Source organism: Caballeronia sp. LjRoot29 (assembly GCF_964252755.1).
Lineage (GTDB): Bacteria > Pseudomonadota > Gammaproteobacteria > Burkholderiales > Burkholderiaceae > Caballeronia.
The window spans coordinates 1-8,603 of record NZ_CAXUPU020000071.1; the positions used below are offsets into that span (position 1 = coordinate 1).

Genomic DNA, 8,603 nt, shown 5'->3' on the forward strand with positions numbered 1-8,603 from the left:
CGCTGCCACGCGCAGTGGCTAATAGTGATAAAGAAAACAGCTAACACTAAACGCGCGAAGGCCTGGAAAGCAGCAACCCGGCATTGACCCCGACCACTACCCCCAGACCCTAGCAACCCGGCACACACTCCGCCCACCCCTCACGCCAGCAAACCCTCCCGTCCACCGGCGCGAGCAAAAATCACTGTGCTACATAGGCCTTCACAGCCGGCAACCCATCTTTCCCGTCAAACGTCTTCACGCCCGCCAGCCACTTATCCAGCACAGCCGGATTCGCCTTCAGCCATTGCTTGGCAGCCACGTTCGGATCGGTCTTGTTCATGATCGGCGTCATCACGTGATTCTCGATGTCCGTCGAAAACTTGAGGTTATCCACCAGCTTCGCCACATTCGGGCAGCGCGCAGCATAATCCGGCGGCGTTACCGTCAGCACCTTGGCCTCGCCATAGTTCGGGCCGAATACATCGTCGCCGCCACTCAAATAATCAATCTTCATCGAAACATTCATCGGATGCGGTTCCCAACCCAGGAACACAATCCACTTCTTCTCGCGAATCGCACGGCCCACTTCCACCAGCATGCCCGCTTCGCTCGACTCGACCATCTTGAACTTGCCCAGCCCATACTGATTCGAATCGATCATCTTCTTGATCAACGCATTACCGTCGTTACCCGGCTCAATACCGTAGATCTTGCCGTCGAGCTTGTCGTAGTTCTTGGCAATATCGGCGAATGACTTCAGACCGCCGTTATACGCATAGTCCGGCACCGCCAGCGTGTATTTCGCACCCGTCAGGTTAGGCGCCGTCAATACCTTGACCTGCCCGGCCTTCTGGAACGGCTCGACAATAGGGTCCATCGTCGGCGACCAATAACCCAGGAATACATCAATCTGCTTATTCTTGATACCGGCAAACGTAATTGGCACAGACGCAATCGTCTTCGTCGGTTTATATCCGAGGCCGTGCAGCACGGTGGTCGCCAGACCCGTGGTTGCGGCAATATCGGTCCAGCCCACATCGGCGAAACGGACGTTCTGGCACGTGGCCGGATCAGCTGCAAACGCGCTGCCGGACATCGTGACATTCAGCAAGACAGCCAGCGCGCACGACGACGCGATTCCGTGAAGTTTCATGATTCTCCCTATTTTGGAACTGCCAGACACGACGATGCCGCGCCCCAATGAGCGCAACACGTCTGAAAATGGATCATCAAGCCGATTGCCTGCGCTCAATACTCGGCGCGTGGCCAAACTGCGCGCGGTACGCCTTGCTGAAATGACACGGCGAGTGAAAGCCGCAAACGGCCGTCACGCGCGAGATCGATGCATCGGTATTACGCAACAACTCACGCGCGCGCCGCAGCCGCAACGTGAGGTAGTAATGCGTCGGCGAAACGCTCAGGAACATCTTGAACATGCGTTGCAAATGACGCTGCGACAGTTTCACCAGCCGCGCCAGCTCTTCCAGCGACAACGGCTCTTCAATGTTCGCCTCCATCAGCCGCACCACTTCAATCAATTCGGCGCGCGAGAAACCCACGCGGGCATCGACAGGAATGTGCTGGTAATCCGTCGTGCCGCGAATGCGCTCCACGATGAACTGCTCGGAAACCTGCGCCGCATGCGCCTGACCCAGCCGCTGACCAACCAGGTTCAGCATGAGATCAAGCGGCGCGGTCCCGCCCGTGCAAGTCACGCGGTCACGGTCGATCACGAAGAGTTCATCGGCGAATCGCACGTCGGGGAAACGCTTGTGCAACGGCGACATGTCTTCCCAATGCACCGTGCATCGATACCCATCCAGCAAGTTTGCCGCGAGCAACGCATACGCGCCCGTGCACACGCCGCCAAGCGGCACGCCTTGCGCCGCGACGTGCTGCAACAGCGCGATCACCTTGTCATCCACGTAATCGCGCACATGCCATCCCGCGCACACGATCAGCACATCCGGCATGCCCGCCTCGGCCAGCGTTTTGGTCGGCTTGACGGTAATGCCGTTGCTCGCCCGCGCCGGTTCACCATCCGGCGTGATCACCGACCACGTGTAGTGCTCGGCACGGCCAACATAGTTCGCCATGCGTAACACTTCGATCGCGCTGGTGAACGCGATCATCGAAAAATTAGGCAGCGTCAGGAACCCGAAGTGCGCCAGCTTCGATAGCGGTGAATTCTCAGGAGGATGAATCCCGTCCGGCTCCATCGCGTCGCGTTTCATCGGGTTTTTATCCTTGGGCCGAAGCCTGATTTAATCGCTTACTCTGTTGCTCAAAGCCATATTGCTTAGCTCTGCTGCGCAGCCGGCGCGCGGCGCACTCGCATCACACTGCGAATCCCCGACAACAGCGGTGCCCGCGCCATACCCGGCGACCGGCCAAAGCTTTCCGTAATGCGGTCAAGAATGATCGCGAGCAGCACTACTGACAAACCGCTCTCGAATCCAAGTCCGATATCCAGCCGCTGAATACTCGCCAGCACGTCGTTGCCGAGACCGCCTGCACCGACCATCGAAGCGATAATCACCATGGACAGCGCCATCATGATGGTCTGGTTGACGCCGGTCATGATCGACGGCAGCGCGTTCGGGAACTGAACCTTGTAGAGCAGTTGCCACGGCGTGCAGCCAAATGCCTGGCCCGCCTCCACGATCTCGCGGTTCACATGCTTGATACCCAGCGACGTCAGGCGCACCGCAGGCGGCATCGCGAAGATCACCGTCGACAGGATCCCCGGCACGCGGCCAAGACCGAACAGCATGGCCGCCGGAATCAGGTACACGAAAGCCGGCATGGTCTGCATCAGGTCGAGCACCGGACGCACCATCGTTTCAATGGTCTTGCTCTTCGCCGTCCAGATACCAAGCGGAATGCCGAGCAGCAAACTGATCAACGTGGCGGACAGCGTGAGGCCGAGGGTGATTACCATTTCATCCCAGAAGCCGGTGGCGTAGATCAGCAGCAACGACAGCAACGTGAACAGCGCAAAGCGCCAGCCGACACGCCATAACCCGATGCCGACGAAGATCGCCATCATCAGCCACATGGGGATGGCTTGCAGGCCGTGTTCGACCAGCGCCGCGAAGCTCTCGATGACTTTACCGATTGCGTCGAAGGTGTTTGCGTCGTGGTCGAGCAGGTATTTGACACCGTGATCGACCCACGTACCGAGCGGGATAATTTCAGACATGGGAACCTCGATGCCGAGTCAGAGCCTTGAGAACATTCGTCTTGTTGACCGAACCACAATACGATCCGTCCGCCTCGACCACCGGCAGCGGTGCACGGCTGGCGACCACCCGGCTGACGACAACGTCAAGCGGCGTGGTGCGCTGGATGCATTCGATAAGATTGATTTCCGGCGATGCCTGACCAATCGCATCGCGGCACACAAAACCGCGGATCTTGCGCTCGTGGTCCATCACGAACGCGTAGTCGGCACTGCCGTTGAGCGCTTGCGAGACGCTTGATGCATCGATCTGCGAGCCGTGCTTCATCAACGGCACCACGTCCGTCTGCATCAGGTCGCCGGCCGTCAGGTAACGGCTGGTATCGATGCCTTCGAAGAAGGCCCGCACGTAGTCGTCTGCCGGATTCGAGATGATTTCCTGCGGCGTACCGATCTGCACGACCTTGCCGCCTTCCATGATCGCGATGCGCGTCCCAATGCGCAGCGCCTCTTCCAGATCGTGCGACACGAACATGATCGTGCGCTGCTGTTCGCGTTGCAGGTCGAGCAGCACGTTCTGCATTTCCTTGCGCTTGAGCGGATCGAGCGCGGAGAACGCCTCGTCCATGATCATCAGCGATGGATTCACGGCCAGCGCCCGCGCGAGACCCACGCGCTGCTGCATCCCGCCCGACAACTGCGCCGGCAGCTTCTGCGCGAACGGCGCAAGACCGACTTGCTCCAGCACGGCCATCGCGCGTTTCTCGCGTTCCTTGCGCCCGATGCCCGCAACCTCAAGCCCGAACGCGGCATTCGACAACACCGTGCGCTGCGGCATCAGTGCAAACGACTGGAACACCATGCTCATGTCTTTCCGGCGCAGCGACGTGAGTTCGGAACGCGGCACGGACGCCACGTCGCGGCCATCGATCAGCACCTTGCCGGCGGTTGGTTCGACCAGCCGGTTGATGAGGCGGATCAGTGTCGATTTGCCCGAACCCGACAAACCCATCAACACGAAAATCTCGCCTTCCTTCACTTCGAAGGACACGTTATGGACGCCGACAATCTGTCCGGTACGGGAGAAAACTTCTTCCTTCGTTGCGCCGCCGGCAAGCATGTCGATCGCCTGCTTCGGGCTCGTGCCGAACACCTTGCACAGGTTTTCGACCACGACCTTGTGGGAATTCATCGAACGCTCTCCTGGTTGGCGGACGTGCGTCCGCGCTCTGCATACATAGTTGCCAGAAAAAAGTGCGGGTTGCCGACTATTTCCGACGCTCACATGTGGAAATACGACACTCCGATTTTCCATTTTTGGCAGATGGACAGTCGGAGGCTTATGGGGCAAGGGTTTGCGAGCAGTGCTGAGCCGATTTAGACACTTTTTTACGTGTCGCGCCAGAGCAAGTGGACGAGAATTTCGTTGAGTTTTTTGGACTTTTTCAGGCTTGCCGCCCCGGGTGACGGGCGGGATTACCGACCGGCTCATCATATTCCAGGAATGCAGCGGGATAGACGATGTCGGGTTTTGACTGCTTTGCAGCGCGTGGAAACAGGACGCGCCGGCGCCAGGGCAATCAAGAATTGGCGACTGTTGCCGTTAACCCTTCATATTCCCTACGTCTCGTTTATTTCGCTCATCCGGTTTATCCATGCCTCTATTCAACATCCGACGGGCCAGTGTCGGCGCGAAATTTGCCATCCTCGCTTGTGCGCTCGCGGCTACGGTCGTAGCCGGGTTTACCATCGCGGTCACGCATCTGGCCGGTCAGCAGATCGATGCGCAAGCGCTCGAACGCATGGACGACGACAGTCGCGCGATCGGCACGATGATCCGTCTCTACGACAAAGCCGTCAGCGCCGAAGTCGAGCGCTACATGACGCTGTTTTCGAGCTTCCTGCCCACGGATTTCACGCTCGATGAAACGCAGAAAGTGGATATTGGCGGCGTGGCGACACCCACGTTCAAGGCCGGCGACACGCCGATGAACCTCGATTTTTCGATCCCCGATCAGTTCCTCGACCGCAGCGGCGCAATCGCGACCGTGTTCGCGCGCACCGGTGACGATTTCGTGCGCGTGACGACATCGCTGAAAAAGCAGGACGGCGCCCGCGCGATCGGTACGCTGCTCGACCGGAAGGGCCCGGCGTACGCGCTCATGCTCGCGGGAAAACGCTTTATCGGCATGGCGACGCTCTTTGGCAAGCAGTACATCACCGAGTACAAGCCGGTCACGGATTCATCGGGACGGGTTATTGGCGCGTTGTTTGTCGGCGTGGACGTCACGCCGGAAATTGCAACGTTGCAGCAAAACATTCGCGACCTGACGATCGGTCAGAACGGCTACTTCTTTGTCGTCGATGCATCGAACGGGCCGAATCGCGGCAAGCTTCTCGTGCATCCGGGCCTGGGTGGCGCGGCGGGTGCCACTTTGCCGCCTCTCGCCGATGAACGCATCGCACCGTTCAAGCAGATGCTCGACGCGAAAGAAGGCCGTCTTTCCTTCGATGCCCCCGGGATTACCGACGCCGCCGATCCCAAGGTGCACGGCGGGGAGAAGGAAATCGTGTTTCGCACGGTGCCGGAATGGCAATGGCTGATTGGCGGGATTGCGTATCGCGATGAATTGCTCGCCGACGTGCACGCCACGCGTAATCGCTTCCTGCTGATCGGGCTGCTCGTGATCGCCGCGTTCGTGGCCGTGCTGCTCTTCGCAGTGGCCAAGCTGGTGGGCCGGCCGCTCGCGGAACTGACTCATGCCTCCGAGCGCATCGCAGCGGGCGATCTGAGCGTGCGGCTCGCAACCACGCGGGAGGACGATATCGGCCGGTTGATGATTGCCATCGACGGCATTGCGACCGGGCTTGCGCGCATCGTGACGCAGGTTCGCAGCGCATCGGCGGATATGTCTGACGGCACGGGGCGGATTGCGGCGGGCAGCAGCGACATCTCGCTGCGCATCGCGACACAGGCCAGCAGTCTCGAAGAAACAGCGGCAAGCATGGAGCAGATCACGTCGACCGTGCAGCAAAACGCCGCCAACACGGCGCAGGCGGATCAACTCGTGGCATCGGCATCCGATGCAGCGCGCGCCGGCGGCGAAGCGGTCGGCCGCGTGGTCGCGACGATGGGTGAAATCGACGCGTCCGCGCGCAAGATTTCCGACATCACGTCGGTGATCGAAGGCATCGCGTTCCAGACCAACATCCTGGCGTTGAACGCGGCCGTGGAAGCCGCGCGCGCCGGCGAGCACGGCCGGGGCTTCGCCGTGGTGGCGTCGGAAGTGCGCGCGCTGGCTCAACGCAGCTCGGCGGCGGTCAAGGAAATCGAGGCGCTGATCGCCGAGTCGGTCGGCCGTGTCGCCGATGGTTACCGGATCGCGGAAGAAGCCCGCGGCACGATGAACGGGATCGTGGAACGCGTTGCGCGGGTGAACGCGATCATCGGCGAAATCAGCGTGGCGTCGCGCGAACAATCGAGCGGCATCGAGCAGGTGAATCTGGCCGTGTCGCAGATCGGCGAGGCGACTCAGCAGAATGCGGCGCTGGTCGGCGAAGCAGAACAATCGACTGCCGGCTTGCATGAGCAAGCCGAACAGTTGAGCCGCGCGGTGAGCGTGTTTAGGCTTTAATTGCGCGCTTTAACTGCAGGTTTTAACTGCGGCTGAAGCGCCTCCGCCAGCGCTATCCCGGCCGGAACATCTCGAACATTTCGCCGATATCCGCATAATCCCCGCGATACCCCGCACGCATGACGGGCTGCGCGGCGGCGGTATCGAAGAGACCGTCTTTCAGGAACTCGCGCCGGATGTGCACGCCAACCACTTGCCCCAGCGCGAGCCAGTTGTTCATCGGCGTGCCGTCCAGCGTTTTCAGCCGGATGATCTGCAGCAACTTGCATTCGAGCGCGGCCGGCGACTCCGCCACATGCGGCACGGCGACGTTCACGCCCGGCGCTTTCGTCAATCCCGCCAGCTCGAATTCATCGACTTCACGCGGTACGGTCGCGGACGTCAGGTTCATCTTTTCGGCAAGCGGCTTGCTCGACAGATTCCATACGAACTCACCCGTCGCTTCAATATTCGCGATGCTGTCCTTACGCCCCTCGCTCGAGAATCCGATGATGTGCGGAAACGAAGCGAACGCGCCGAAAAAACTATAGGGCGCGAGGTTCACGCGCCCGTCCGGATCACAGCTCGAAATCCAGCCGATCACTCGTGGCGCGACGATCGCCTTGAACGGATCATGTCGAAGCTTGTGGCCTTCGTCAGGATTGTAGAAATGAACCGCGTTGGTATCGCTCATGAGTGCTTTCCGGTCTTCTTTGCAACGTGGTGAATCAGGCGCTTGCGCCCTTGCTTGACGCGCGCATGGTGCGCGTCATCCCATTCATAAAACCCTTGCCCGCTGCGTACGCCCGTCCGTCCTTTCTGCACGTGCGCACGCATCAGTTGCAACACGTCTTCGTCCTTCGCCAGCTCCGGCATCAGGTGTGTGCCGATATCCAGCAACGTATCCAGCCCGCCGAGATCCGCACTTTCCAGCGGTCCGACCATGCCGTAGCGTCGACCGAGCGACGCCTTCATGACCGTGTCGACGACCTCCGCCGTCGCGGCGCCCGAACGCACAATGGCAAGCGCTTCGCGCAGCACCGCAAACTGCAGCCGGTTACCGACAAAACCTGGAATTGCCTTCGTCAGCACGACCGGTTCCATGCCGATCGCCATCATCAGTTCAGCCGTGCGGCGCGTGACTTCCGGATCGGTTTCAGTGCCCGGTACGACTTCGACCAGCGGAATGGTATGCGGCGGATTCCAGAAATGCGCGATGACAAATCGCCCCTTGTTTTGCAGCACTTGCGCGAGCAGGTCGGGCGGAAAGCCGCTCGTGTTGCTGGCGAAAATAGCGTCGTCGCGCAGCAGCGGTTCGAGCGCTCTATAAATGCGGTTCTTCAGTTCGAGCACTTCAGGAACGGCTTCCACGATAAAACCCGCCGTGGCCACCCGCTCCAGTAGATCGGTAGTTTCGATACGCGCGAGCACGTCCGGCTTGTGGTCCGCATGGAAGACGCCGGCGTCGATCAATTCGTCGAGGATCGCCTCTGCTTTTCCATGCACCGATGCAAGCCGTGCGCCGTCTATATCGTGAACAATGGTCGGATAGCCGTGTAGCACCGCCTGCGTCGCAATGCCGACGCCCATCAAGCCGCTGCCCACCACGCCGATAGTGATTTGCTTCAAATTTTCCCCGCAATGCTTAGATTCCACGCTTCGATTCAACGACGTTCGAGTCCGAGGGACTCGTTGAAGCCGTCCTATGCGGCTCTCAAGGCCGCGTCACTTAAGGATAGCGCAGCGCCTCCAATCGCGCGGGGCGGCAAATGGCCTATGACTTGAAGCGGTCCGGTCGGCAGGCTCTGACCGGACACGCGTAAAGG

7 protein-coding genes are annotated in these 8,603 nt (G+C 60.2%); 1 reads left to right on the forward strand and 6 read right to left on the reverse strand.

The window, feature by feature from the left end:
* Window positions 1-181: 181 nt before the first annotated feature.
* From ACSQ83_RS35575 to ACSQ83_RS35590, 4 genes are all read right to left on the reverse strand, one after another.
* The gene (locus tag ACSQ83_RS35575; protein ID WP_436231338.1) at window positions 182-1,078 is read right to left on the reverse strand and encodes a choline ABC transporter substrate-binding protein; all 897 of its coding nucleotides are present in this window, start codon (window positions 1,076-1,078) and stop codon (window positions 182-184) included.
* 133 nt (window positions 1,079-1,211) lie between these two features.
* Window positions 1,212-2,216, reverse strand: a complete 1,005-nt coding sequence (locus tag ACSQ83_RS35580) for a GlxA family transcriptional regulator (RefSeq protein WP_414954235.1) — start codon at window positions 2,214-2,216, stop codon at window positions 1,212-1,214.
* Window positions 2,217-2,281: 65 nt separating this feature from the next.
* Window positions 2,282-3,184 carry a choline ABC transporter permease subunit gene (choW, locus tag ACSQ83_RS35585; RefSeq protein ID WP_414954236.1) on the reverse strand — a complete coding sequence of 301 codons (903 nt, stop codon included), beginning with the start codon at window positions 3,182-3,184 and terminating at the stop codon, window positions 2,282-2,284.
* Window positions 3,177-4,355 (reverse strand): quaternary amine ABC transporter ATP-binding protein, encoded by a 1,179-nt coding sequence (locus ACSQ83_RS35590; protein WP_414954237.1) that lies wholly within the window; start codon window positions 4,353-4,355, stop codon window positions 3,177-3,179. Before ACSQ83_RS35590 ends, choW begins: the two co-directional genes overlap by 8 nt.
* Before the next feature lie 463 nt (window positions 4,356-4,818).
* Between ACSQ83_RS35590 and ACSQ83_RS35595 the strand changes: the two genes are divergently transcribed.
* Window positions 4,819-6,798 carry a methyl-accepting chemotaxis protein gene (locus ACSQ83_RS35595; RefSeq protein WP_414954238.1) on the forward strand — a complete coding sequence of 660 codons (1,980 nt, stop codon included), beginning with the start codon at window positions 4,819-4,821 and terminating at the stop codon, window positions 6,796-6,798.
* Between the two features lie 52 nt (window positions 6,799-6,850).
* Here ACSQ83_RS35595 and ACSQ83_RS35600 read toward each other — a convergent pair whose 3' ends face one another.
* Both ACSQ83_RS35600 and ACSQ83_RS35605 read right to left on the reverse strand, forming a co-directional pair.
* Window positions 6,851-7,471 (reverse strand): flavin reductase family protein, encoded by a 621-nt coding sequence (locus ACSQ83_RS35600; RefSeq protein ID WP_414954239.1) that lies wholly within the window; start codon window positions 7,469-7,471, stop codon window positions 6,851-6,853.
* Window positions 7,468-8,406 (reverse strand): 3-hydroxyacyl-CoA dehydrogenase family protein, encoded by a 939-nt coding sequence (locus tag ACSQ83_RS35605; RefSeq protein WP_414954240.1) that lies wholly within the window; start codon window positions 8,404-8,406, stop codon window positions 7,468-7,470. Before ACSQ83_RS35605 ends, ACSQ83_RS35600 begins: the two co-directional genes overlap by 4 nt.
* Window positions 8,407-8,603 lie beyond the last annotated feature (197 nt).